This window comes from Ectothiorhodospira mobilis (assembly GCF_016584115.1).
Lineage (GTDB): Bacteria > Pseudomonadota > Gammaproteobacteria > Ectothiorhodospirales > Ectothiorhodospiraceae > Ectothiorhodospira > Ectothiorhodospira mobilis.
The window spans coordinates 1-21,823 of sequence record NZ_NRSK01000038.1 but is presented as its reverse complement, the minus strand read 5'-3'; the positions used below and the strand labels follow the sequence as shown (position 1 = coordinate 21,823).

20 protein-coding genes, 2 tRNA genes and 1 pseudogene are annotated in these 21,823 nt (G+C 66.9%); 6 read left to right on the top strand and 17 right to left on the bottom strand.

Annotated elements, in window-relative coordinates; all coding sequences use genetic code 11:
* The 3 genes from CKO33_RS11925 to CKO33_RS11915 all read left to right on the top strand — a co-directional run.
* The coding region (locus CKO33_RS11925) for a PD-(D/E)XK nuclease domain-containing protein (RefSeq protein WP_200182459.1) at positions 1-259 on the top strand (259 nt) is incomplete at its 5' end.
* Between the two features lie 149 nt (positions 260-408).
* Positions 409-843: a hypothetical protein gene (locus CKO33_RS11920; protein ID WP_200182458.1), complete on the top strand. Its 435-nt coding sequence runs from the start codon at positions 409-411 to the stop codon at positions 841-843.
* A gap of 264 nt (positions 844-1,107) precedes the next feature.
* A complete protein-coding gene (locus CKO33_RS11915; RefSeq protein WP_200182457.1) occupies positions 1,108-1,485 on the top strand; it encodes a hypothetical protein in 378 nt (125 codons plus the stop codon).
* On the opposite strand, the pseudogene CKO33_RS11910 reads toward CKO33_RS11915, so the two are convergent.
* From CKO33_RS11910 to CKO33_RS11890, 5 genes and pseudogenes are all read right to left on the bottom strand, one after another.
* A pseudogene (locus CKO33_RS11910) lies at positions 1,475-1,633 on the bottom strand (dTDP-4-dehydrorhamnose 3,5-epimerase family protein); the annotation flags it as partial. The gene CKO33_RS11915 and the pseudogene CKO33_RS11910 sit on opposite strands and share 11 nt — an antisense overlap.
* Before the next feature lie 396 nt (positions 1,634-2,029).
* On the bottom strand, positions 2,030-2,707 hold the full coding sequence (locus tag CKO33_RS11905) for a metal-dependent hydrolase (RefSeq protein WP_200182456.1): 678 nt from the start codon (positions 2,705-2,707) through the stop codon (positions 2,030-2,032).
* A 164-nt stretch (positions 2,708-2,871) separates the two neighbouring features.
* A complete protein-coding gene (locus tag CKO33_RS11900) occupies positions 2,872-3,627 on the bottom strand; it encodes a lysophospholipid acyltransferase family protein (protein WP_200182455.1) in 756 nt (251 codons plus the stop codon).
* Between the two features lie 117 nt (positions 3,628-3,744).
* Positions 3,745-4,998: a GGDEF domain-containing protein gene (locus CKO33_RS11895; RefSeq protein WP_200182454.1), complete on the bottom strand. Its 1,254-nt coding sequence runs from the start codon at positions 4,996-4,998 to the stop codon at positions 3,745-3,747.
* Positions 4,999-5,122: 124 nt separating this feature from the next.
* Positions 5,123-6,574, bottom strand: a complete 1,452-nt coding sequence (locus tag CKO33_RS11890) for a TrkH family potassium uptake protein (protein WP_200182453.1) — start codon at positions 6,572-6,574, stop codon at positions 5,123-5,125.
* 193 nt (positions 6,575-6,767) lie between these two features.
* On the opposite strand from CKO33_RS11890, the gene CKO33_RS11885 reads away from it, so the two are divergent.
* The 3 genes from CKO33_RS11885 to CKO33_RS11875 all read left to right on the top strand — a co-directional run bounded on the left by CKO33_RS11885 (position 6,768) and on the right by CKO33_RS11875 (position 9,109).
* Positions 6,768-7,253: a hypothetical protein gene (locus CKO33_RS11885; protein WP_338081783.1), complete on the top strand. Its 486-nt coding sequence runs from the start codon at positions 6,768-6,770 to the stop codon at positions 7,251-7,253.
* Positions 7,254-7,314: 61 nt separating this feature from the next.
* Entirely contained in the window at positions 7,315-8,751 is a 1,437-nt protein-coding gene (locus CKO33_RS11880; RefSeq protein ID WP_200182452.1) for a sodium:solute symporter family protein, read from the top strand.
* 267 nt (positions 8,752-9,018) lie between these two features.
* Positions 9,019-9,109 (top strand) — tRNA-Ser (locus CKO33_RS11875).
* Positions 9,110-9,380: 271 nt separating this feature from the next.
* On the opposite strand, the gene CKO33_RS11870 is transcribed toward CKO33_RS11875, so the two are convergent.
* The 12 genes from CKO33_RS11870 to CKO33_RS11815 all read right to left on the bottom strand — a co-directional run bounded on the left by CKO33_RS11870 (position 9,381) and on the right by CKO33_RS11815 (position 21,725).
* A complete protein-coding gene (locus CKO33_RS11870; protein ID WP_200182451.1) occupies positions 9,381-12,122 on the bottom strand; it encodes a cation-transporting P-type ATPase in 2,742 nt (913 codons plus the stop codon).
* A gap of 246 nt (positions 12,123-12,368) precedes the next feature.
* A tRNA-Pro gene (locus CKO33_RS11865) sits at positions 12,369-12,445 on the bottom strand.
* Between the two features lie 68 nt (positions 12,446-12,513).
* Positions 12,514-12,876, bottom strand: coding sequence for a MerR family transcriptional regulator (locus CKO33_RS11860; protein ID WP_200182450.1), 363 nt, complete (start codon positions 12,874-12,876; stop codon positions 12,514-12,516).
* On the bottom strand, positions 12,851-13,156 hold the full coding sequence (gene ihfA, locus CKO33_RS11855; RefSeq protein ID WP_090485934.1) for an integration host factor subunit alpha: 306 nt from the start codon (positions 13,154-13,156) through the stop codon (positions 12,851-12,853). The genes CKO33_RS11860 and ihfA overlap by 26 nt, the downstream gene beginning before the upstream one ends.
* Before the next feature lie 3 nt (positions 13,157-13,159).
* Positions 13,160-15,538 (bottom strand): phenylalanine--tRNA ligase subunit beta, encoded by a 2,379-nt coding sequence (gene pheT, locus CKO33_RS11850; RefSeq protein WP_200182449.1) that lies wholly within the window; start codon positions 15,536-15,538, stop codon positions 13,160-13,162.
* Positions 15,539-15,599: 61 nt separating this feature from the next.
* A complete protein-coding gene (gene pheS / locus CKO33_RS11845; RefSeq protein WP_338081782.1) occupies positions 15,600-16,619 on the bottom strand; it encodes a phenylalanine--tRNA ligase subunit alpha in 1,020 nt (339 codons plus the stop codon).
* A 163-nt stretch (positions 16,620-16,782) separates the two neighbouring features.
* On the bottom strand, positions 16,783-17,136 hold the full coding sequence (gene rplT / locus CKO33_RS11840; RefSeq protein WP_090485925.1) for a 50S ribosomal protein L20: 354 nt from the start codon (positions 17,134-17,136) through the stop codon (positions 16,783-16,785).
* Between the two features lie 27 nt (positions 17,137-17,163).
* Positions 17,164-17,361, bottom strand: a complete 198-nt coding sequence (gene rpmI, locus CKO33_RS11835; RefSeq protein WP_090485922.1) for a 50S ribosomal protein L35 — start codon at positions 17,359-17,361, stop codon at positions 17,164-17,166.
* Between the two features lie 122 nt (positions 17,362-17,483).
* Positions 17,484-18,002 carry a translation initiation factor IF-3 gene (gene infC / locus CKO33_RS11830; RefSeq protein ID WP_200182460.1) on the bottom strand — a complete coding sequence of 173 codons (519 nt, stop codon included), beginning with the start codon at positions 18,000-18,002 and terminating at the stop codon, positions 17,484-17,486.
* A 3-nt stretch (positions 18,003-18,005) separates the two neighbouring features.
* On the bottom strand, positions 18,006-19,937 hold the full coding sequence (gene thrS, locus CKO33_RS11825; RefSeq protein WP_200182447.1) for a threonine--tRNA ligase: 1,932 nt from the start codon (positions 19,935-19,937) through the stop codon (positions 18,006-18,008).
* Positions 19,938-20,112: 175 nt separating this feature from the next.
* A complete protein-coding gene (locus tag CKO33_RS11820) occupies positions 20,113-20,538 on the bottom strand; it encodes a DUF1289 domain-containing protein (protein ID WP_200182446.1) in 426 nt (141 codons plus the stop codon).
* Positions 20,535-21,725, bottom strand: coding sequence for an acetoin utilization protein AcuC (locus CKO33_RS11815; protein ID WP_200182445.1), 1,191 nt, complete (start codon positions 21,723-21,725; stop codon positions 20,535-20,537). The genes CKO33_RS11820 and CKO33_RS11815 overlap by 4 nt, the downstream gene beginning before the upstream one ends.
* Positions 21,726-21,823 lie beyond the last annotated feature (98 nt).

The following is a 21,823-nucleotide window of genomic DNA, read 5'->3' as shown; positions in this document are numbered from 1 at the left end:
GGTGGAAGACGCCAGCCACCACGGCAAGGTGGACATGACCGTGGATTTCGGCGGCCACCTCTACCTGTTCGAGTTCAAGGTGGTGGAGCAGTTGCCCGGGGGCAGGGCCCTGGAGCAGATCAAGGCCAAAGGGTATGCCGACAAGTACCGCGCCATCGGCAAGCCCATCCACCTGATCGGCGTGGAGTTCTCCAGCAAGCAGCGGCAGATCGTGGCCTTTGAGGTCGATCCCGTCGCCATCGAAGGCAGTCACGGTTAAAGTTTCCGGTCCCCCCTCACGCTGCGATCTCCAGTAAACACGCGATCAGGGTATTTTGTGGGGGTTTGGGCGAATTCGGGCAACGGATACCAAAACCCTCCTCGTTGAGACGGCTGGCCCCACTCCCGCAGCGGTGCCATAATCCACCCATGACCTCCGTCACCGAACTCTACGAGCAGATCAGCAGCGCTCCGGACGAGAAGACCCGGGCGCGACTGCTCATGGAAGCTCTGAGGCACATCGAACGCCGTCTACCCGCCGTCCACAACCTGGACACTCACGCCGCGCTGCGTGACACCGAACACAGGCTGCAAAAAGAGACCCATCGACTTCGATCCGAAAACCGGCAGATGGAAAGGCGCCTCCGAATGGAGATCGAAGGGGTGCGAGAAGAAAACCGCCGGATGGGTATGGATCTTCACAGGCAGCTCTTGAAGCTGGAAACGGAGATTCAGAGGGTGCAAACAGATTTCCAGATACAGGCGGCACAACGGCGGGTCGTGATGATGAAATGGGTGCTCGTCGCTGCCGTGCTGCTGAACGCCATGATCATCTTTGCCGGCGTACATTATTTTCTCGACTGATCTGGCGGCGTTGTCCGCTCCCCAGCTCTCTGGATGCCTGGCCCCTGTAGGAGAACCCACCAGCGCAAAGCCCTCTAGGATGGCCCTTGAGGTCAGAGACGGCACCACCCCAGCCTGGGTCGCCGAACTGGTCCGCCCCCCCACTGTCAGACTCGTTGTCGCCTCTGTATTGTATCCTCCTAAGTTCAGAGGGGGGAGGCAGCCGTACGAGCCATCTGTGGCATACTATACTGCACAATCTCCGGCATTCAGAGAGGGACCGTCATGACTCTCACTGAGAGCGATATCCAGTATATCAAGGATCATTTGGGCCAGTGGCTGGCAGATCAGAGCCTGGGCCAGCCACCTGCCGTTTACGAGATCGAACTGCGCGAACGAATGGTGCGAGTGGAGGAGGAGCTCAAGCACCAGCGGGAACTGATGCGCGAGGGGTTTGCGCAGATGGACAAGCGCTTTGAGCAGATGGACAAGCGCTTTGAGCAGATGGACAAGCGCTTTGAGCAGGTGGACAAGCGCTTCGACAAGAATGACGATCGCTTCGATGCCCTGCTCAAGCGTCAGGACCGGCAGTTTTACTGGCTGCTCAGCTTTATCGCCACCTCCCTGGGGCTCACCCTGGCGGCCCTGCGCTTTATGGTGTGAACCGAAAATACACCGGCAAATCTCGCAGCAGCAGCTGGCGCCGGTCCTTGTCCGAGAGCACGGCCTGGCCCGCATCCACCGGCCAGGGGATCCCCAGGTCCGGATCATCCCAGCGTACTCCCTGATCATGCTTCGGTGAGTAATGATCTGAGACCTGACAGGTAGCTCCCTTTCCGCGGGCAAAAGCGGGCCCCCGTTTTTACGCCTTCAGTATCACCCCCCTTCAACGGTAGGTACCCGCCACGGCATCCGGGGGGGGGGACTTATTCCGCGAGGATACTGGCCTATACCCCTCTTCCATCTTCCGGGGAAAGTGTTTGACGTAAGTCAACGAATAAACCCCTCCCCCATTGCGTCTGGAATATGCATAGATCACCATGAACCCGTCGCCATCGAAGGCAGTCACGGACGAGGAGGCGGTGACAGGGAGGCGCCCCAAGGGAAGGATTCGATGCCGTGCGACACCAGGCCCCGCCACAGGGATCGTTGTTGCGGGGCCTCTTTTATTCGCCAGGGTGCTCCAGGGTGTATACCCGGTAGAGGGCTACCGGGTGAGCAATCCCCATGGCAATGGCAGGATCCAGAGCAGCAGGATCACCGCGAGGGTGGCCGCCAGGGAGGCCAGGGGCTGGTCCGGCGCCCAGATCTTCAGGGCGGATCCGAAGGAACGCTTCACCCGGGCGTTGTCCAGGTCGACGCTGGAGATCTCGTCCAGGATCAGGTGGAGTACAAAACCCAGAAAGATCGCCGCCCCCTGCAGCCAGGCGGCCTCGATGCTCATGTGCAGACAGATCATGGCCAGGTAGATCCACCCCAGCCCCCATAGCAATCCCACCACGAGGCTGTGGCAGAGTCCACGATGGCGCGTCGCCCGCTGGAATCCCCAGGATAGGGGGAAGCGCACCAGGAGCCAGGCCCCCGACGCCAGGAGGATGCGTTCGCACCCCCCGGCCTCCAGCCATTGCCGCCAGGAGACCCCCGCCACCGGGATCACCGGCAGCAGCACCAGCAGGAAGGCCGCGAAGGCCATCCCGGAGAAGAGCCAGCGTTGGGCACGGCCGCCGTCCACGTCGATATCCGGCAGGAGCGTGCCCGCCATGAACAGTCCCGCCCAGGCCAGGGGGGCGCCTGCCCCCTGGAGATGCCCGGTGCCGGCGACCGCACCGGCCAATGCACCGCCCACCACCCCGGCGACGCTCACGTGCGTTGCGAAATTGGCCATGAAAGATTCTGATGATCCAGCTGTTTTTAAATGGTCATGGTACCACAGCTGGAATTATGGACAGTGCCCTGCCCCGGGAGAGCGCGTGGGTTTCACGGGTTCTCCCGGGGATCACCTGCGCAGGAGAAAGACGGGGCGGGAACGGTTGGAGGAGACGGCGGGGGTTATGGCGCCGCTTTGGAGGAAGCCATGAGCGCACCGGCCTGCTGGCGGATCCACTGTTCCACCCGGGCATTCAGGGCCTTGGCGTCGCCGTCCTCGCAGGCCATGGGCTCGCCGATGCGCAGGACGATGGTGCCGGGACGCCGGATCAGGGAGCGGTGCGGCCAGCAGTCGCCGGAATTGTGGGCGATGGGCAGCACGCGCCGCCCGGAACGGCAGGCGAGCATGGCGCCGCCGATGCCGAACCGGCCCAGGGTGCCGGGGGGCTGCCGGGTCCCCTCGGGGTAGATCACCACGCTGATGCCCTCTTCCAGGCGCCGGGTCCCTTCCCGGATAAGGGTCTTCAATGCGGACGCCGGGGAGCCCCGGTCGATGGCGATGGGCCGCAGCAGGGCCAGCCCCCAGCCGAAGAAGGGCAGCCAGAGCAGTTCCCGCTTGAGCACCGTGGCCTGGGGGGTAACCAGCAACTGCAGGTAGAAGGTTTCCCACTGGCTCTGGTGGTTGGCCACGATCACCACCGCTTCGTCCCGGGGCAGGTTCTCCATCCCCTCCACGCGGATATGGACCCCGTTGAGCACCCGCAGCAGCCACATGGTGGCCCGGGTCCAGTGGTTCACGAAGCGGTAACGCTGCTCGAAGGTCTGGAATGGCGCCATCAGGAGGCACAGGAGGCTGTGCACGATGCCCATGGCGTTGTAGAGCACGAAGAACAGGATGCTGCGGATGATGATCCCCGGCCGATTCTCCCGATCCGCCATCGAACCCCTCCCGGTATGGATATCAGAACGCCGCGGGCCCGGTCATGGGCCGGCCCCGGCGGGATTGTCGCATATTCTCCCGATTTCTTGTCCGGGAGGAACGCCGGGATATCGCTGCTAGCTTTCGTGGGTCCGGACGCAGTTGCGACCGCCCTCCTTGGCCCGGTACAGGGCCTGGTCCGCGGCCTTGATCACCGCCTCGGGATCGGGGTGTCCGGCGTCCCGTTCCGCCACTCCCATGCTGATGGTCACGGAGACGGTCTGGCCACGCCCCTGACCGCGCCGTGCTTTCCCTTCACGGCGGTCTTCGGGACGGTTCTGCTCGTCGCGGATGACGATCTCGTAGTCCTGGATGGCCTGGCGCAGCTCGTCCAGAAAGGGCACGCACTGCTGCGCCCGCTTGCCCGGAAAGACGATGGTGAACTCCTCGCCGCCGTAGCGGTAGGCACGCCCGCCACCGCCCACTTTGCGCAGGTGACTGGCCACCACCCGCAGCACCTGATCCCCCAGGTCGTGACCATAGGTATCGTTGAATTTCTTGAAGTGGTCCACGTCGGTCATGGCGATGGCATAACGCCGGCCCAGGCGCTGCAGGCGTTCGTTCAGCGCACGGCGGCCCGGCAGGCCTGTGAGGTCGTCCCGGAAGGCCATCTGGAAGGATTCCTGGATGACCGCCAGGGAGAGGATGAGCAGGATCGCCGTGGTGGACAGCGGCAGGGCATAGGCATGGAAGAGTTGCGGCAGCATCCATCCGATCCCCAAAAGCCCCACCCACTGCGCCGCCCAGAAGGGCCGGGGACCGCGCACCAGGGCAATCCCCGTGATCACCAGGCCCGCCAGGAGGCTCCAGCTGGAGATCTGGGGCATCCCCAGGCCGGGCCAGTGCACGACCGGCCAGTGGATGGTGAGCAGGAAGGCCTCGGCGGCCCCGGGGTACTGCCGGATCAAAGCCACCCCGGTCCCCGCGCAGGCTCCAAAGAGCAAAAGGCGCAGCCCCAGGTCCATGGCGATGTGATAGCGCTCGGACCAGAGGCTGTTGGCCACGGCGATCAGGGGCACCAGGAAGGTGAGCAGGGCATAACCCAGCGCCGGGGCCGGATCGCCGGCATCCTGGTAGGCCATGGGGCGCAGCTGGAAGACGGCCCCCAGGTATACCGCCAGCACCAGGCCGATGAACACCAGCACCCGGGTGCGCCCATAGGCCAGGGCCAGCCCCGCCCCCAAAAGGGCAGCGAGCCAGGGGCCGGCCTCCATCAGTCCCCCGGGCAGGGGTGGCAGCAGATCCCCGTGCACGGTGGCGGCCACGCCCAGGGCAATGGCCATAGGCGGCAGGAGGGTGAAGACAAGGCGGGTGATGCGTTCTTGCATCATGGAGACGGATCCTGGGCGGGGCGGGGTTCGTGACATCGGCCAGGGGGCCAGACCAGCCGCAAAGGATGCCCCGCGAGGTTCGGGGATTCAACGCCGCAGGGGCCTTGCCATGCCCATCGGCCCCTCAGCGCCGCCAGAAGGCGGGCGTGAACAGCACCAGGAGGGTGAACACCTCCAGACGTCCCAGGAGCATGGCGCACATGAGCACCCACTTGGCTACAGCACCGATATCGGCATAGTGGGCCGCCACCGCCCCCTGCCCCGGCCCCAGGTTGGTGATGGTGGCCGCCACCGCCGAGAAGGCCGTCACCTGGTCCAGCCCCAGGACCATGAGCAGGAGCATCATGAGGGTGAACAGGGCGACATAGACGGCGAAAAACCCCCACACTGCGCCGATCACCGGGTCCGGAACCGGGCGTCCCCCCACCTTGATGGACACCACCGCCCTGGGGTGCACCAGGCGCACCACCTCACGGTAGCCCTGCTTGATGAGCAGCATGAACCGGATCACCTTGATGCCTCCGCCGGTGGACATGGCACAGCCCCCGATAAAGGCCATCAGGGTCAGCAATACAGGCAGGTACAGGGGCCAGTCCTGATAGGTGTCGGCGGTAAAACCCGCGGTGGTGCCGATGGAGACGGTGTGAAAGATGCCTTGATGCAGGGATTCCCCCCAGTGGCCGTGATGACCGGTGATCCACAGGGTCACCGTCACCACCGTCCCGCCCCCCGCCATGAGGGCCAGGAACCAGCGCACCTCCGGTTCCTTGAAGTAATGCGCCAGGGAACGGCTGCGCCAGGCGAGGAAATGCATCGCAAAGTTGATTCCGGCCACCAGCATGAACAGCGCGCAGATCATGGAGATCAGCGGGCTGTCGAAATGGGCCATGCTGGCGTCGTGGGTGGAGAACCCCCCGATGGCCACGGTGGAGAAGCTGTGGCCGATGGCATCCAGCCCCCCCATCCCCGCCCCCCAGTAGGCCAGGGCACAGCTCACCGTGAGGATCAGATAGATGTACCACAGGGTCTTGGCCGTCTCCGCGATGCGGGGGGTCAGCTTGGTGTCCTTCACCGGGCCCGGCGTCTCGGCGCGGTAGAGCTGCATGCCCCCCACCCCCAGCATGGGCAGGATGGCCACGGCCAGGACGATGATGCCCATCCCCCCCAGCCATTGCAGTTGCTGGCGGTAATAGCGGATGGATTCGGGCAGATGATCGATGCCGGTGAGCACCGTCGCCCCGGTGGTGGTCAGGCCGGAGACACTCTCAAAGGCGGCGTCGGTCCAGGAGACCTGGGGCGATGGGGAAAACACCAGTGGCAGGGCCCCGGAGAGCCCCAGTACCACCCAGAACAGCACCACGATGAGAAAGCCATCCCGGGTGCGCAACTCCTGATAGACCCGGCGCACGGGCCACCAGAACAGGAATCCCAGCAGCAGCAGTGCACCAAAGGCGATGAGGAAGGCGCCCAGACCCGCGTCCCCATAAAGCAGCGCCACCAGTGCCGGCGGCAGCATTGTGGTGCTGAAGAGCATCAGCAGGAGGCCGACAACCCGCAGCACGGAGGCCCAACGCATGCAAGATCCCGGTGTGTGCAGGGGCCGTTAAAGGTACGCCAGGCGGCCGTTCGGGGAAAGGCCGCGCGGTGCCCCGCCTTGACCCTCCGGGGTCTGGGGACTAGGGTCATGGGGCAACGATTCACGGGCAACGCCCCTCCCTGGACCCGCGATGCGGACGGGGCGCGGCCCAAGGAGCGAGCCCTTGTCCTGCGTGCAGACGCTGCGAAATCTTCCCGCCCTGCCCCGGGTCATCCTCACTGTCCTCCTGCTGCCGGCCCTCTCCCCGGCCTGGGGGGCAACGCAGGAGACCCCGGTACTGGAGTCCACCAGCACCGAGGCCCGGGCGGGCTACTATCAGCTCAAGTGGTCCCTGGAGGATGAGGCGGGTGTCGACCGCTTCATCCTCCAGGAGGCCGACAGCAGTGATTTCGCATCGCCTGAAGTCTTCTACGAAGGGGCGGACCGGGCCACGGTCATCAGCGGGCGCCGCGACGGCACCGCTCACTACCGCGTGCGCGCCGTGTTCGAGGATGGCCACCGCTCCCCCTGGAGCCCCCCGCTGGAGGTGAAGGTACACCACCACTCCACGGTCCAGGCCTTCGGCCTGTTCTTCATCGGGGGGATCGTCTTCTTCGCCACCGCCGGCATGATCGCCGCCGGCAGTCGCGCCCAGCGCAGAGCGGACCCCGAAGGCTGAGAACGCGGACCGTGTCCGACAACCCACCGAACCGGATCGAACCGAACCGACGGGAGCGCCTATGAGCATCCAGGAAACCGCCATCCTGGAACCGGGACTGGCCTGGATACTGATCGCCCTGTTCACCCTCCTTTACGTGGGCCTGGGGTGGTACTTCGGCCGTCACGACAAGGAACTGGACCAGTTCGTCCTGGCCGGGCGCCGCGTGGGGCTGGCCGTGGGCACCGCCACGGCCATGGCCACCTGGGTCACCAGCAACACCACCATGATGGCGCCCCAGCTGGCCTACCAGATGGGCATCTGGGGCATGATCGGCTACTCCCTGGGGGCCGTGGGCCTGTTGCTGTTCGCCCCCCTGGCCAAACGCATCCGCCATCTCATGCCCTACGGCTACACCAGCGGCGACTTCGTGCGTCTGCGTTACGGCAAGCTGGCCTGGCGCATCTTCCTGGCCATCTCCATCTTCTACAGCCTGGGCTGGCTGGTGAGCCTGGGCATGGCCGGCGGCGTGCTCACCCACGCCCTCTCCGGCATCCCCTACTGGCAGGGCATGACCGTCATCCTGGCCGCCTGCGTGAGCTACACCCTCATCGGCGGTTTCCGCGCCGTCATCGGCACCGACTTCATCCAGTCCATCCTCATCCTGGTGGGCCTGGTGGTCCTGGCCTGGCTCACCATCGGCCGCATCGGCTTCGACGAGATCCACACCAGCCTGGAACAGGAGCGCCCCGAACTGCTGAGCCTGATGATGCCCGCGGCCATCATGTTCCTGTTCAACAACCTGCTCTTTGGCATGGGCGAGATCTTCCACTCCAACGTGTGGTGGACCCGGGCCTACTCCTTCCGCGAGGGGGTGGGTCAGTGGGCCTACCTGCTGGCGGGGATCTTCTGGGCCCCCATCCCCATCGTCGCCGGCTTCATCGCCCTGGCCAGCCCGGCCCTGGGCACCAATATCCCCGCCGCCGACATGGTGGGCCCCATCGTCGCTTCGGAACTCCTGGGCCTCACCGGTGCGGTGATCGTCCTGATCATGGTCTTCGCCGCCCTGGCCTCCAGCCTGGACTCCCTGCTGGCGGCCACGGCCATGCTGGTGGTGCGGGACCTCTACTACCGCCATTTCAAGCCCCACGCCACCGGCGAGCACCTGCGCACGGCCACCAAGGTCACCATCCTGCTGCTGGGCATCCTGGCCTGGCTGCTGTGCCTGCCCAAGATCACCACCCTGGCGCAACTGCTGCACTTCACCGGCGCCTTCGTGGCCAGCACCATCTGGCCCATCGCCGCCGGGCTCTACTGGCGGCGCACCAACCAGTGGGGCGCCTCCCTGGCCATGGTCCTGGGCAGCGCCGCCGGCATCCTGGCCTATTTCCAGATCGGCTTCTACGTGGGCGCCCTAGTGGGGGCCGCGGTATCCATGGTGGTGGTGCTGGCCACCACCTGGGCCCGGCCCGGCGACTTCGACTGGGAGCGCCTGCGGGAACCGCCCCCCAACCACTGATTACCGGAGTCTGCCATGGCATCCGTCGGTTTCCTGTCCACGCTCATCACCATTGCCACGGTGCTCACCACCCTGACCATCGTGGCCCTGCTGGCCCTGGTCCTGTGGGACTGGCGGCGCGGGACCCTGTGGTGATCCCGTCCGCCTCAGGGGGCTGAGGCGGACGGTTTGCCAAGCGGGCCTGTTTCCTGTATCTTTGCCGACCTTGATCGGGGGCAGCCTGCCGGCTCGAACGATCAGGGGCCCGCGAGGGCCAAAAGACAATCCGGAGAGGTGGCCGAGCGGTCGAAGGCGCACGCCTGGAAAGTGTGTATACGGTAACCCCGTATCGAGGGTTCGAATCCCTCCCTCTCCGCCAGCATGCCAAGGGCCCGCCCCGATTCCATATCGGGGCGGGCTTTTTTTCGTGCCGAGCCAGCCGGGGCCGCTGCTCCCGGGGGCCAGGCCGGGCTTCGGCGCTCCCATGGGGGTCACTGGGAGCGCCAAGCCCCAGCTTGGCTCTGTGCCGGGGGTCGGCGCCCCCCAAGGGGGCCGGCTGGATCCTGGCGTCTCCATAGGGGCTGCTGGGAGCGCCAGGCAACCCGCTTGGCTCGATTCGCAGCCCCCCTGACCGGGCCCCTCCGCGGACCTCAGGCCAGGCCGCCCCGATCCTGCCAGCGGCGGCGCAGCACCGCCTTCTCCGCCTCCACCACCAAAAACAGCACCAGGCCGAAGACCAGGATGCGGGCCCACTCGCCGAGGCCGATGGCGGCCGTGTTGAACAGGAACTGAAAGGGCCCGGTGTAGGTGAACAGCAGCTGCAGCACCACCAGCACGCCGATGGCCATGAGCACGGGGCGGCTGCCCAGAATCCCCCGCAGGTTGAGCACCGACTCCAGGATGTAGCGGCTGTTGAAAAGATAGAAGATCTGCCCCACCACGAAGGTGTTGATGGCCACCGTGCGCGCCACCTCCTGGGCCGCGCCCTGCATCTGCAGCATCCAGTAGTAATGCCCGAAGGCGCCGATGAGCAGGAGCGCGGAGACAAACAGCACGCGCCAGATCAAAAACCCCGTCAGCAGCGGCGTACCCGGGTCCCGTGGCCGGCGCGCCATGAGGCCCGGTTCCGGCGGCTCGAAGGCCAGGGCCAGGGCCAGGGTGACGGCGGTCACCATGTTCACCCAGAGCACCTGCACCGGCTCCAGGGGCAGGCTCAGGCCCAGCAGGATGGCGGCGACGATGGTCAGCCCCTGCCCTCCGTTGGTGGGCAGGATGAAGAGGATGGCCTTCTTGAGATTGTCATAGACCGTCCTGCCCTCCTCCACCGCATGGGCGATGGAGGCGAAGTTGTCGTCCGCCAGGACCATCTCCGAGGCCTCCTTGGCCGCCTCGGTGCCCTTGATGCCCATGGCCACGCCCACGTCCGCCCGTTTCAGGGCCGGGGCATCGTTTACCCCGTCCCCGGTCATGGCCACCACATGCTCCCGGGCCTGCAGGGCCCGCACCAGGCGCAGCTTGTGTTCCGGCGTGGTACGGGCGAAAACCCGCACATGCTGCGCCCGTTCCCGCAGCTGGTCCTCGTCTAGTTCCTCGATCTCCCGGCCGGTGAGGACCTCCCCCGCGGCCTGCACGATCCCCAGTTGCTCGCCGATGGCTCGGGCCGTCAGGGCATGGTCACCGGTGATCATGCGCACCTGGATGCCGGCGCGGTGGCAATCGGCCACCGCCCGGATCGCCTCCTCCCGGGCCGGATCGATGAGGGCCATCATCCCCAGCAGGACCATCTCCCCTTCCATGTCATCGAAGGCCAGGGCTTCGTGGTGGGCCGGCACGGTCCGTGCCGCCACGGCCAGCAGGCGCTGCCCCCGGGCGGCCACCTCCTCCATCTTCCGCTCCCACCAGTCCCGGTCCAGGGGTACGTCCCCCTGCACACCCCGCTGGTGGGAGCAGGCCGCCAGGATGCGCTCCGGGGCCCCCTTCATGAAGATGAAGCCGTGCCCACCATGGTCGTGATGCAGGGTGCCCATGAACTTGTAGGAGGACTCGAAGGGGATGACATCGGTACGGGGCATGCGCCCGTGCAACTCCTCCAGATCCACCCCGGCCTTGAGCCCTGCCGTGATCAGGGCCCCTTCGGTGGGGTCCCCCTCCAGGCGCCATTGACCGTCCCGGTGATGCACCTGGGCCTCATTGCACAGCACGGCGGCGCGCAGCAGTTCCGGCAGGGAGCCCGGCTCCTTCAGGGGATCCACCTCCCGATCCTCCAGGGCGAAGCAGCCCTCGGGGGCGTATCCCACCCCAGAGAGCTGGTAATGGCGGTCTCCGGTGATCACCTCCTGCACCGTCATCTCGTTGCGGGTCAGGGTCCCGGTCTTGTCGGAGCAGATGACGGTGACCGCCCCCAGGGTCTCCACCGCGGGCAGACGCCGGATGATGGCGTTGCGCCGGGCCATGCGCTGCACCCCCAGGGCCAGGGTGATGGTCATGATGGCCGGCAGCCCCTCGGGGATGGCGGCCACCGCCAGGCTCACCGCCGCCAGGAACATGTCCATCCCGCCATATCCCCGCACCACCAGGCCAAAGACAAAGGTCAGGGCGGCGATGACCACGATGCCCACGCTGAGCCAGCGGCTGAACTGGGCCATCTGGCGCAGCAGGGGCGTGGTAGTGGTGGCCACCTGGGACAACAGGGTGCTCACCCGGCCGATCTCGGTGCGGTCGCCGGTGGCGGTGACCAGGCCCAGGCCATGGCCATAGGAGACCAGGGTGCCGGAAAAGGCCAGGGAGCTGCGATCCCCCAGTTCGGCGTCCCGGGACACGGGGGCCGTGCCCTTCTCCACCGCCACCGATTCCCCGGTGAGCACCGCCTCGTCGATGCGCAGGTTGTGGGCCTGCAGCAGGCGCAGGTCTGCGGGCACCCGGTCCCCCGCCTGCAGCACCACCACGTCGCCGGGGACCAGCTCCTGGGCATCCACGGTCTGGCGCCGTCCTTCCCGCAGCACCATGGCCTTGGGGGAGAGCATGTCACGGATGGCGTCCAGGGCCTTTTCCGCCTTGCCCTCCTGCAGGTAGCCGATGAGGGCGTTGATGAGGACCACACCGACGATGACGCCGGTATCCACCCAGTGCTGCAGGAAGGCAGTGCCCACCGCCGCGGCGATGAGCACGTAGATGAGGACGTTATGAAACTGCAGCAGGAAGCGCTTCAGGCCACTCTGCCGGGCCGGCGGCCGCAGCCGGTTGGGGCCATGGATCTCCCGGCGCCGCCGCGCCTCCACCTCGCTCAGCCCCGTGCGTGTGGCCTCCAGGGCCTCCAGGGCCGAGTCCTTATCAAGGGCATGCCAGGTCGTGTCGGCTCCCGGAGGGGATGCCCCTTCCGCCTGCTGATGCATAGAACGCTCCTGTGCTCGCGAAGGGATGGTTCATGACTGAATGGCATCATACGGGGGGGCGGAGCAGGGGATAAAGGGGATGGGGTGCGCTTTCCGGGGGAGCGGCCATGGGAAGATCCGCGCGGGCACCCATCCGATCCCCGTACGCAAAAAGGCCCGCATGATGCGGGCCTTTTAGAGCAGGAAATGAAAATCCGTCCGGCTTCAGGTTCGACCTGAAACCAGGGATCTTTTCCTGGGGATGTTTGGTCGGGGCGAGAGGATTTGAACCTCCGACCACCTGCACCCCATGCAGGTGCGCTACCAGGCTGCGCTACGCCCCGAAAGAGATGCGCATTATAGGGCATCCGGACGGGCTTGTGAAGGGGTATGGGCCGGTGCCCACAGGCCTTCAGGGTTTCTGTCGCAGGATCTGCAGGACTTCCTCCAGCTCCGTGCGCATCTGCCGGATGATCTGCTGACTCTGGTTGAGGTCCTCCCGGGCCGCCTGCCCGGAGAGCTGCTGGCGGGCACCGCCGATGGTGTAGCCCTGCTCGTAGAGGAGGCTGCGGATCTGACGGATGAGGAGGACGTCCTGGCGCTGGTAGTAACGACGGTTGCCGCGGCGCTTCACCGGCTTGAGCGAGGGGAATTCCTGTTCCCAGTAGCGCAGCACATGGGGCTTGACGCCACAGAGCTCGCTCACCTCGCCGATGGTGAAATAGCGTTTGCCTGGGATGGCCGGCAGTTCACTGTTGTGGACCGCTTCCGGCATAGGCCTCCACCCTCGCCTTGAGTTTCTGCCCCGGGCGGAAGGTCACCACACGCCGCGCCGAGATGGGGATCTCCTCCCCGGTCTTGGGGTTACGGCCCGGGCGCTGATTCTTGTCCCGAAGGGTGAAGTTGCCGAAACCGGAGAGCTTCACCTGTTCGCCGGCCTCCAGCGCGGAACGCACCTCCTCGAAGAAGAGTTCCACCAGTTCCTTGGCCTCGCGCTTGTTCAAGCCCACTTCCTCGAACAGCCGTTCCGCCATGTCCGCCTTCGTCAGTGCCATCGATCACGCCCTGAGGGTCGCCCCCACCTCTTGCTGCAGTCTCTCGACGATATCCTGGATCATGCGATCCACGGCCTCGTCGGTTAGAGTGCTGGACAAATCCTGTAAAATCAAGCCCAAAGCGAGACTTTTGCATCCATCGGGAACACCTTTTCCGGCGTAGACATCGAACAGCTTCACCTCCTGCAGCACGGGCAGTTCCAGCCCGTGGATCACCTCCATCACCCGGGCGGCGGGCACCGACGCCTCCACCACCAGGGCCAGGTCCCGGCGGATGGCCGGATAGCGGCTCTGCTCGCGGAAGCGGGGGATGTGGCCCCGGGTGATGGCCTCCAGGCGGAGTTCGAACAGGTACACCGGCGTTTCGATGTCCAGCGCGGAGGCGATCTCCGGGTTCAGGGCCCCGGCACGGCCGATGGGGTCACCGTCCAGCAGCAGTTGCGCCCCCTGACCGGGGTGCAGGGCCGGGTCCTGGCAGGCCTGCCAGCGCACCCGGGACTCCAGGCCCGCCCGGGCGAGCACTGCCTCCACGTCCCCTTTCATATCGAAAAAATCCACCCCGCGGGTCTCCCGGGCCCACTGGTCCGGGCACAGGGGCCCGCAGAGGATGCCGGCGAGCATCTTTTCCTGTTTAAGATCATCCCCTTGGGGGATAAACCTAAGACCCGTTTCAAAGAGTCGCACCCGCTCCTGCTGACGATTGAGGTTGTGGCGGGCGGCCTTGAGCAGGCCGGACCACAGGGTGGTGCGCATCACCGCCATCTCCGAGGACAGGGGATTGGCCAGACGCAGCGGCTCCACCCCGTGGGCGAGGCGGCCCTCCAGCTCCCCATCCACGAAGCTGAAGGTCACCGCCTCCAGGTAGCCCAGGTCCGTGAACACCTGGCGGATGCGGGGCAGCTCCACCCGCGCCTCGTCCATCCAGTCGATCCGCGGCACCATCGCCGGGACCCGGGCGGGCAGCCGCTCGTAACCGTGGATGCGGGCGATCTCCTCGATCAGGTCGGCCTCGATGGCCAGGTCGAAACGGTATCCCGGCGGCGTCACCCGCCATGCGCCCTGCGCATCCTCCACGGCGCAGCCCAGGCGTTCCAGGATCCCCCGCATCTCCGCCTCCGGGATGTCCACCCCCAGCAGGCGCCCCACCTGGGCGGGACGGAATGGAATGCCGGAGCGGACCGGCAGATGCTCGGGGGTCTCGGCCACCTGGGCCGGCCCCGGCGTGCCCCCGGCGATCCCGCAGAGCAGCCCCGTGGCCCGTTCCAGGGCGCGGGCCGGCAGATCCGGATCCACGCCCCGCTCGAAGCGGTGGGAGGAATCGGTGTGCAGGCCGTGATGGCGGGCCCGGCCGGCGATGGCGGTGGGGCTGAAATGGGCCGATTCCAGCAGCAGGTCCCGGGTGTCGTCCCCCACGCCGCTGTCTTGTCCGCCCATGATCCCGGCCAGGGCCAGGCATTTCTCCTGATCGGCGATCACCAGGTCCTCCCCCCCCAGGGTGAGGTCTTGTCCGTCCAGCAGGGTGAGACGCTCTCCGGGACGCGCCCGGCGCACCACGATCCCGCCGCTCAGGGCCGACAAATCGAAGGCGTGCATGGGCTGGCCCAGCTCCAGCATGACGTAATTGGTCACGTCCACCAGGGGACCCAGGCTGCGCACGCCGGCGCGGCGCAGCCGCTCCCGCATCCACAGCGGCGTCTGCGCCTGCGGATCCACGCCGCGGATCACGCGGCGGGCGTAGCGGGGGCAGTCCGCCGGGGCTTCCAGGGTTACGGGAACCCCTTCCTGCGAGGCCGCCGGCACGGGATCCGGCTCCACCGGGGTCAGGGGGCGTCCGGTGAGGGCGGCCACCTCCCGGGCCACCCCGGCCATGCTCAGGCAGTCCGCCCGGTTGGGGGTGAGATCCACCTCCAGGACCTGATCGTCCAGGTCCAGCAGGGTGCGCAGATCCGCACCCACGGGGGCGTCCCCGGGCAGTTCCATCAGCCCCTCGTGATCCTCCGAAAGACCCAGTTCCCGGGCGGAGCAGAGCATGCCATGGGAAGGCACGCCCCGCAGCTTCACCTTCTTGAGCCTGAAGTCGTTGGGCAGCACCGCCCCCACCGGGGCAAAGGGGGCCCGCATCCCCTCGCGCACATTGGGGGCGCCACAGACCACGGACACCGGCTCGCCGCTGCCGCCGTCCACCAGACAGACCCGCAGCTTGTCCGCGTCGGGATGCGGCTGGACGGAGAGGACGCGGCCCACCACCACGCCGCTGAAGGACCCGCCCACGGGCTCGATGGCGTCCAGTTCCAGACCGGCCATGGTCAGGCGGTGCCCCAGGGCCTCCACGGACAGGCCGTGATCCACCCACTGACCGAGCCAGTGATTGCTGATTCTCATGTATGACTCCCGTTGTGCGAACGTGATCCCCGGCGCAGCCCCCGGGGAAGCGCGGTCCCCGTCAGGCGAACTGGCGCAGGAAGCGGATGTCGTTGTCGAAGAACAGGCGCAGGTCGTTGACCCCGTAGCGCAGCATGGCCATGCGCTCCACCCCCAGGCCGAAGGCGAAGCCGGTGTAGCGGTCGGCATCGATCCCCGCCTGCCCAAGGACATTGGGGTGGACCATGCCGCAGCCCATCACCTCCAGCCAGCCCGTCTGCTTGCACACCCGGCAGCCCTGGCCGCCGCAGTGCACGCACTGGATGTCCACCTCCGCCGAGGGCTCGGTGAAGGGGAAATACGAAGGGCGGAACCGGGTCTGCAGGTCCTCCTGCTGGAAGAAGGCCTTGAGGAAGTGGTCCAGGATGCCGCGCAGGTGGGCGAAGGTGACCCCCTCCTCCACCCAGAGACCCTCCACCTGGTGGAACATGGGGCTGTGGGTCAGATCCGAATCGCAGCGGTAGACCCGGCCGGGGGCGATGATGCGCAGCGGCGGCGCCTGCTCCTCCATCACCCGCACCTGCACCGGCGAGGTATGGGTGCGCAGCAGGGTGCGGGCATCGAAGTAGAAGGTATCGTGCATCGCCCGGGCCGGATGATGGGCGGGGATATTGAGGGCCTCGAAGTTGTGGTAGTCGTCCTCCACCTCAGGCCCCTCCGCCACCTGGAAGCCGAACTGCCCCAGGAGGCGCTGTACCCGCTCCACCGTGCGCGTCACCGGATGCAGACCGCCGGGCTCCTGGCGGCGCCCCGGCAGGGTCACGTCCAGGCGTTCCTGGACCAGGCGCGCCTCCCGCTCCTCGGCCTCCAGCACCTCACGGCGCTGCTCCAGGGCCCGGAGGATCAGCTGCTTGGCCTCGTTGATGGTCTTTCCGGCCTGCTTGCGCTGCTCCACCGGCAGGGCCCCCAGACCCTTGAGCTGCTCGGTGATGACACCCTTCTTGCCGAGGAAATGGACGCGCAGATCCTCCAGCTTGCGCAGGTCCCGCGCCGCCCGGATGGCATGGAGCGCCGCTTCGGTCACTTTGGAGAGGGATTCCACTGGCTGCTTCCGTCGTTGGCGTTGAAATAAAAAAGGGGAAAGGCCCGGCCTTTCCCCTTTCGACATGCTCACCCTTGCGGGGCGCGGACGGATGCCTCGAACCGGTGACCGTCTCGATCGGGTCCGCGCCTCCGGGGGACGGCGGTGGCGCCGTCCGGGCGGTTCAGAGGGCTGCCTTGGCCTTCTCCGCGATGCGGCCGAACGCGGCGATGTCGTGCACCGCCAGGTCCGCCAGCACCTTGCGGTCGATCTCGACGCCGGCCTTGTTCAGGCCGTCGATGAGGCGACTGTAGGAGAGATCGAACTGGCGGGCCGCGGCGTTGATGCGCGTGATCCACAGGGCGCGGAACTGGCGCTTGCGCTGGCGACGGTCGCGGTAGGCGTACTGGCCGGCCTTGGTGACCGCCTGGGTGGCGACGCGGTAGACGTTCCTGCGGGCACCGTAATAACCCTTCGCCTTCTTCAGCACCTTCTTGTGCTTGGCGTGGGCGGTGACACCTCTTTTGACTCGGGGCATGGTCGTGACTCCTGGTGGACGATGAGATCAGGCGTTGGGCAGCATCTGGCGCACGGCGGCCACATCCGAGGCATGGATGTGGGAGGCCTTGCGCAGCTGGCGCTTACGCTTGGTGCTCTTCTTCGTCAGGATGTGACGACGGTGGGACTGGGTACGCTTGAACGCCCCCGAGCCGGTCTTCCTGAAGCGCTTGGCCGCGCCCCGGTTGGTCTTCATCTTCGGCATCTTCGGACTCCTGATGAGGCCGCCATCACGGCGGTCCTGTTGCTAGGGACGTGCAGGTGTACCGGGACCCGCACATCCGGCTGGTTCGTCCCCGGGCCCGGGAGGACCGGGCCGGGGCTTTGTTATTTCTTCTTGGGGCCCATCACCATGATCATCTGGCGGCCTTCCATCTTCGGCCGCTGCTCCACGGTGGCCAGCTCCTGGAGGTCGCCCTCGATGCGGTCCAGCAACCTGGAGCCCAGTTCCTGGTGGGCCATCTCGCGGCCCCGGAAGCGGATGGTGACCTTGCATTTGTCCCCGTGCTCCAGGAACCGGGTGAGGTTCCTGAGTTTCACGGTGTAGTCGCCTTCATCCGTACCGGGTCGGAACTTGACTTCCTTGATCTGAACCTGTTTTTGGTTTTTCTTGGCAGCCTGCGTCTTCTTGCTCTGCTCGAACTTGAACTTGCCGTAGTCCATCACCCGGCAGACCGGCGGGTCTGCGGTGGGCACGATCTCCACCAGGTCCAGTTCGGATTCCTCGGCAATGCGCAGGGCATCCCGCGTGGGCATAACCCCCATGTTCTCGCCGTTCTCGGCGATCAGGCGCACCTGCGGGACGCTGATCTGCTCGTTGAGTCGGTTCTCTTTTCCGGCGCTGATACGTCAGTCCTCCACGTTGATTGGGCCGCGGGCGGCGTTCTCCCGGATGAGGCGATCCTGAAGCGATTCCAGGTCCAGGGAACCCAGATCCTCACCCGAGCGCGTGCGTACGGCAACGGTACGGGTGTCCATCTCCCGGTCTCCCACCACCAGGAGATAGGGCACCCGCTGTAGCGTGTGTTCGCGGATTTTAAAGCCGATCTTCTCGTTTCTCAAGTCGGCATCCGCCCGCAGACCGCGGGCCCGCAGGGCCTGCACCACCTCCCGGGCGTAGGCGTCCTGGCGGTCGGTGATGGTGAGCACCTGGGCCTGCACCGGGGCCAGCCACAGGGGGAAGGCACCGGCATAGTGCTCGATGAGCACCCCGAAGAAGCGCTCCACCGAACCCAGCAGGGCGCGGTGGATCATGATGGGCCTGCGGCGCTGGTTGTCCTCGTCCACGTATTCCATGTCGAAGCGCTCCGGCAGGTTGAAATCCAGCTGCACGGTGGAGCACTGCCACTGACGGCCGATGGCATCGCGGATCTTGATGTCGATCTTGGGGCCGTAGAAGGCGCCGCCGCCCGCGTCCACCTCATAGGCCAGCCCCTTCTTCTCCAGGGCCCCCTTGAGGGCGGCGGTGGCGTGCTCCCAGATGTAATCCGAGCCCACCGCCTTGTCCGGACGGGTGGAGAGATTGACGTCGAAGTCGTTAAAGCCGAAGGCCCGCAGCACATCCAGGGTCAGATCCAGGATGCGCAGGATCTCGTCCTCGATCTGGTCCTCACGACAGAAGATATGGGCATCGTCCTGGGTGAAGCCCCGCACCCGCATGAGCCCGTGCAGGGCCCCGGACATCTCCCGCCGGTAGACCGTGCCCATCTCCGCCCAGCGCAGGGGCAGGTCCCGGTAGGAGTGCAGCCGGTCCTTGTACACCAGCACGTGGAAGGGGCAGTTCATGGGCTTGAGCTGGAAACGCTGCTGGTCGTCCTCCATGGGTTCGTACATGGAGTCGGCGTAGAACTCGGCATGGCCCGAGGTCATCCACAGGTCCAGGTTGGCGATGTGCGGGGTGTAGAGGAATTCGTATCCGGCGCGCTCGTGCATGTCGAACCAGAACTGCTCGATAGCGCGCCGGATGCGGGCCCCCTTGGGATGCCAGAACACCAGGCCGCCCCCGGCCTCCTCCTGGATGGAGAACAGATCCAGTTCCTGGCCGATGCGCCGGTGGTCCCGGCGTTCCGCCTCCGCCAGGCGGTGCAGGTACTCATCCAGCTGCTGCTTGTTGGGCCAGGCCGTGCCGTAGATGCGCTGCAGCATCTCGTTTTTGGCATCCCCGCGCCAGTAGGCGCCGGCCACCTTGGTGAGCTTGAAGGCCTTGAGCTTGCCGGTGCTGGGCACGTGGGGCCCCCGGCACAGATCCACAAAATCCCCCTGGCTGTACAGGGAGAGTTCCTGGTCCTCGGGGATCTCCTCGATGATGCGGGCCTTGTACTCCTCCCCCTGATCACGGAAGAAGGCCACGGCCTCGTCCCGGGGCATGACGCGCCGCTCCAGGGGGAGATCCGCCTTGGCCAGTTCCTTCATCCTGGCCTCGATCTTCTCCAGGTCCTCCGGGTGAAAGGGCCGCTCGAAGGCGAAGTCGTAGTAGAAACCGTCATCGATCACCGGCCCGATGGTCACCTGGGCCGAGGGGTACAGGCTCTTCACGGCATGGGCCAGGAGATGGGCCGTGGAATGGCGGATGATCTCGAGACCCTCCGCATCCCGGTCGGTGACGATGGCGACACGGGCGTCGTGGTCGATGCAGTGGCTGGCGTCCACCAACTGGCCGTCCACCTTGCCGGCCACAGTGGCCTTGGCCAGGCCCCGGCCGATGTCGGCGGCCACCTGGGCCACGGTGACGGGATGATCGAAACGCCGCTGGGTTTCGTCGGGAAGGGTGATGACGGGCATGGGCAATGCTCTCCTGCGCCGGCCTGTACGCGGGGTCGTGCGCGTGTGCGTGGATGTCGGATTGGGTCCCGGAAAGCCGGCGTGGCCGCCGTGCACACCCGGGGTACCTGAGAGGTGGAATCAGGTTAAAGGATCGGGCGAGCCTCCACAAGAAGCACTCCGGGTACGCGCCCCTTCAGCCCTGCCTTCCCAGGGCCCGGCGGGCGATAGCGCGGCAGGTCTCGCCATCCCCGTCCCCGTCGGCGATGGCCTGCAGGGCCTCCACCAGCCGCACCACGCGCTCGCCGTAGGGGATGCCGTCGATGCGCACCGAGCGGGGCAGATGCCGGGTGGCGGGACACAGGACCACCGCTTCCGGGGCCTGCGGCGGGCCGGGCACGGGGGCCGCCACCCTCCCCTCCCGGGAGATGTCTTCTTGCGAAGGATCCGCGGGAGCGGGCGCGGCGGCGGTGTCATAGCCCTCGGCCCGCAGCCGGGCCATGATCTCCTCCCGCTCCCGGTCGGTGAAACGGGACCAGGCGGCGATCTCCATGATGCTGCGGCCACAGCCGATGCAGCGCCCGTGCTCGGCCCGGCAGACGTGGATGCAGGGGGTCTTCATGACCCGTCACTATACCGATCCCCGGTGGCGCCGCACCAGCGCGTCCGGCGCAGACCGGGATGGGCCGTCAGGAGCCGGTCCACCCGGGCCCGCACCTCATCCCCCACCCCGCCGGGCTCGGCCTCGTCCAGGCGGCGTTCCAGTTGTCGCGCCCGCTGCGGATCCTCCTCGTCCATGAGATCCCAATCCACCGCCTCCAGCAGGGCGCGCCCCGACGAAGGCAGGACATCCGGCAGTTCCCGCCCGGAGAGCACCCCCCATACCCCAAGCCAGCAGCGGGCCAGGGCCAGGGGGTGATACCCCCCGCCTCCCAGCACCAGCAGGCGCGGTGCATCCGCCATGACCCGCGCCACCACCGCCAGGAAGGCCCGGTTGGAGACGCGGAACTTCCCCAGGGGGTCCGGGGCGAGGATGTCCGTACCCGCCTGCAACACCACCGCATCCGGGCGGGCCCGGTCCAGGACCACGGGCCAGAGCCGATCGAAGGCATGGCGGTATTCGGCATCGTTCACCCCCTGGGGCAGGGGGAGGTTGACCGTATGCCCCAAAGGCCCCGTGTCCTCCATGCCTCCACCCCGGAAGGGATAGGCATAGCCGGTGTCCATGTGCAGCGAGCAGGTCCAGGCGCCCCGGTCCCGGCACAGGGCCGCCTCCACACCATCCCCGTGATGGGCGTCGATATCCAGGTACAGCACCCGCAGCCCGGCCCGGCGCAGGGTGAGGATGGCCAGCACCGGATCATTGAGAAAACAAAACCCCCGGGCCGCCCCCGGGGCGGCATGGTGCATACCCCCCGCGGGGTTGAAGGCCACCCGCCCCTCCAGCACGGCCCGGGCCCCCAGGATGCTGCCCCGGGCGGCGGCGGAGGCCTTGCGGAAGAACCCGGGGAAGACCGGGTTCTCCAGGGTGCCGATGCGATGGCGTTCCCGCTCCCCCGCGCTCGCCCGTCCCGCCGTCTGTGCCCGCTCCAGGGCCGCCAGGTAGTCCCGGTCATGGAAGGCCGCCAGTTCCTCCCGGCTGGCCGCCCCGGGCACGCGGTATTCATCCGGCCCCAGGGCACCGAGGGCCCGGATCAGGTCCACCGTCAGAGAGACCCGGGGGATGGCCAGGGGATGGTTGCGGCCGTAGCGGTCCTGGCCTGCGGGGGCGGCATCCAGGAGCACGGCCCGGGACGGCTTGGCGGTCATGGGTCTTCCCTGTAGGGTGCGCAGTCATTGGGAATCGCCGCACCAGACTAGGCCGTTCCCCATCCCCGAGCCAAGCCCACGCCCCCCTGCCCCAACAC

Excerpts from the sequence above, each read along its gene's own strand:
- CKO33_RS11920 (WP_200182458.1), top strand. The coding sequence starts at position 409 with ATGACCTCCGTCACCGAACTCTACGAGCAGATCAGCAGCGCTCCGGAC.
- CKO33_RS11915 (WP_200182457.1), top strand. The coding sequence starts at position 1,108 with ATGACTCTCACTGAGAGCGATATCCAGTATATCAAGGATCATTTGGGC.
- CKO33_RS11905 (WP_200182456.1), bottom strand. The coding sequence starts at position 2,707 with ATGGCCAATTTCGCAACGCACGTGAGCGTCGCCGGGGTGGTGGGCGGT.
- CKO33_RS11900 (WP_200182455.1), bottom strand. The coding sequence starts at position 3,627 with ATGGCGGATCGGGAGAATCGGCCGGGGATCATCATCCGCAGCATCCTG.
- CKO33_RS11895 (WP_200182454.1), bottom strand. The coding sequence starts at position 4,998 with ATGATGCAAGAACGCATCACCCGCCTTGTCTTCACCCTCCTGCCGCCT.
- CKO33_RS11890 (WP_200182453.1), bottom strand. The coding sequence starts at position 6,574 with ATGCGTTGGGCCTCCGTGCTGCGGGTTGTCGGCCTCCTGCTGATGCTC.
- CKO33_RS11880 (WP_200182452.1), top strand. The coding sequence starts at position 7,315 with ATGAGCATCCAGGAAACCGCCATCCTGGAACCGGGACTGGCCTGGATA.
- CKO33_RS11870 (WP_200182451.1), bottom strand. The coding sequence starts at position 12,122 with ATGCATCAGCAGGCGGAAGGGGCATCCCCTCCGGGAGCCGACACGACC.
- CKO33_RS11860 (WP_200182450.1), bottom strand. The coding sequence starts at position 12,876 with ATGCCGGAAGCGGTCCACAACAGTGAACTGCCGGCCATCCCAGGCAAA.
- ihfA (WP_090485934.1), bottom strand. The coding sequence starts at position 13,156 with ATGGCACTGACGAAGGCGGACATGGCGGAACGGCTGTTCGAGGAAGTG.
- pheT (WP_200182449.1), bottom strand. The coding sequence starts at position 15,538 with ATGAGAATCAGCAATCACTGGCTCGGTCAGTGGGTGGATCACGGCCTG.
- rplT (WP_090485925.1), bottom strand. The coding sequence starts at position 17,136 with ATGCCCCGAGTCAAAAGAGGTGTCACCGCCCACGCCAAGCACAAGAAG.
- rpmI (WP_090485922.1), bottom strand. The coding sequence starts at position 17,361 with ATGCCGAAGATGAAGACCAACCGGGGCGCGGCCAAGCGCTTCAGGAAG.
- thrS (WP_200182447.1), bottom strand. The coding sequence starts at position 19,937 with ATGCCCGTCATCACCCTTCCCGACGAAACCCAGCGGCGTTTCGATCAT.
- CKO33_RS11820 (WP_200182446.1), bottom strand. The coding sequence starts at position 20,538 with ATGAAGACCCCCTGCATCCACGTCTGCCGGGCCGAGCACGGGCGCTGC.
- CKO33_RS11815 (WP_200182445.1), bottom strand. The coding sequence starts at position 21,725 with ATGACCGCCAAGCCGTCCCGGGCCGTGCTCCTGGATGCCGCCCCCGCA.